Annotated in this window: 2 protein-coding genes; both read right to left on the bottom strand. The window is 69.9% G+C overall.

Annotated features, from left to right (window positions below):
* The coding region (locus tag SSQG_RS00635; protein ID WP_003987703.1) for a DUF2235 domain-containing protein at positions 1-752 on the bottom strand (752 nt) is incomplete at its 3' end.
* A gap of 234 nt (positions 753-986) precedes the next feature.
* Positions 987-1859 (bottom strand): helix-turn-helix domain-containing protein, encoded by an 873-nt coding sequence (locus tag SSQG_RS00630; RefSeq protein WP_003987702.1) that lies wholly within the window; start codon positions 1857-1859, stop codon positions 987-989.
* Positions 1860-1979 lie beyond the last annotated feature (120 nt).

Here is a 1979-nt window from a genome sequence, read left to right as displayed (position 1 = left end):
AGCCCTGTCTCTTTGTATCCGCCACCGACATCACAGTGCGACCCGGCGAACCACACCTGCTTCAGTTCCTGGCCCTGCTCGGCGGCGCCGGGCTGCTGGTGCCACAGCGTCGGCTGGAACGCCGAGCGCTGTTCGTCGATGGCCAGCGCGTGGAAGGCCCCCTTGACCCACTTGCTCAACGTGGTGTCGTGGAACTCCCAGCGGTGGTTGAACTGTTTGACGACCGGCCCGAGCCACCCGGGGCCCAAATCCGGGATGCCCAGGGCACCGACCGTGTCCCACACCCCGATGAAGTCGATGTACGTCTCGTGCGCGTACGAGCGGCGGAACAACGCGGAGGCCGCGCCGCTCGGCCTCTCGGTTCGGTCGCGGTAGAGGGCCCACGCCTCCTCGACCCGGGCGGCCTGGTCAGGGCGCAGGACGCCACAGTTGCGCACCAGGCCCGCCAGGCTGCGGGCGGTGAACGCGCCCCGGCTGAAGCCGAAGAGGAACAGCTCGTCGTCGGGTTCGTACGTCTCGATGAGGAAGCGGTACGCGTCGATGACGTTCCGGGACAGGCCGACGCCGAACGCGCCGCCGCGCAGACGCTCCGTCCGGCGGGTACCGACGCCGCCGTGGTAGTAGACGCGCTGGTCCTTCCCGCCGGCAGGCCCTGAGTGCACGGACAGGGCGACCTTGCTGACGTTGGTCTTGCTGGGCTGGTCGGCGAAGTTCCACGTTCCGTCGCAGCAGACGACCAGACGCTTGGCCATGGCCATCCCTCCTACAAGAGTGAAGGACGTACTCCCGTCCCGTCGAGAGCGCACAGAGCGGACGCGTGGCCGTGGACAGGACGCGACCTCTTCACCGGGTCACGCGCCGAGCTGTCCGTCCAACAGGCGCCAGTTCCATTTTTCCACCGCTCCCTGGACCTCGCCATACGACGAGATCCAGGACGAGATGAGCACGTCGACGCGTGAGCCACTCGGGAGACACCGCCCGCCCGGTCACGCGTCCACGGACTCCGCTCGGCTGTCCGCGGACTCCAGGCTGAGCATGGCCCTCTCGTCCTGGCTGCCCGGGGCCGCCTGGTAGACCACCATGCGCTGGCCGCCGGTCCGGGCCAGCCGCATCACCTCGTAGGTCAGGGTCATCGGGCCGGCCTTGGGGTGCCGGAAGGACTTCTGCCCGCCACCGCGTTCGCAGACGTCGTATCGCTCCCACAGTCGCGCGAACTGCGGTGATTTCAGCATCAGTTCGCCGACGAGTGCGGTCAGCTCGGGATCATCGGTGTCGGCCCCGGCGACCGCCCGCAGATGCGCCACCGACAGGGCGACGGTGTCCTCCCACGGCTCGTAGAGCGTCCGGCCGACCGGGTGGAGGAAGACGTAGCGGGTCAGGTTGCGCTGGTCCTCCGGCCAGCCCCAGAGCCCGGGCAGCAGCCGTCGGCCGGGCGGATTGGCGGCAAGTACACGGTTGTAGCGGCTCACCACATAGGCGGGCAGCGGTCGCACCGACTCCAGCATCCGCAGGACCGAGTCGCGGACGGTGTTCTGAGGGCAGGCCGGCAGCTCGGAGAACCGGCCGGAGGCCAGTTCCGCGAGCTCGTGCAGACGCTCGTAGGCGTCACCACGCAACCGCAGGGCGCGGCCGAGGGCGTCCACGACGGCAGGGGATGGGTTGGTCTCCCGGCCGCGCTCCAGGCGGATGTAGTAGTCGACGCTCACCCCGGCCAGCGCGGCCAGTTCCTCACGGCGCAGGCCGGGGGTGCGGCGCAGGCCCGCCCCGGCCGGGAGACCGACATCCTCCGGACGCACCTGCGCCCTGCGGGCTTTGAGGTATCGGCCGAGCTCGGTGCCCCTGGTGTCCACTGCTGCCATACGGCCATTGTCGCAGGTGGTCAAGGAGCGTGGGGGGCCGTGTCAGGGCCTGGAACGCCGCACCCCGGGTCCAGCGCGGTCTGCCCGGTCGCCGCGGAAAGGCGCAGAGTGAATTCCGGA

The sequence above is a fragment of the Streptomyces viridochromogenes DSM 40736 genome, from assembly GCF_000158955.1.
GTDB lineage: Bacteria > Actinomycetota > Actinomycetes > Streptomycetales > Streptomycetaceae > Streptomyces > Streptomyces venetus.
Note: the sequence above shows the minus strand (reverse complement) of the source record. Positions and strands in the feature narration are given on the sequence as shown.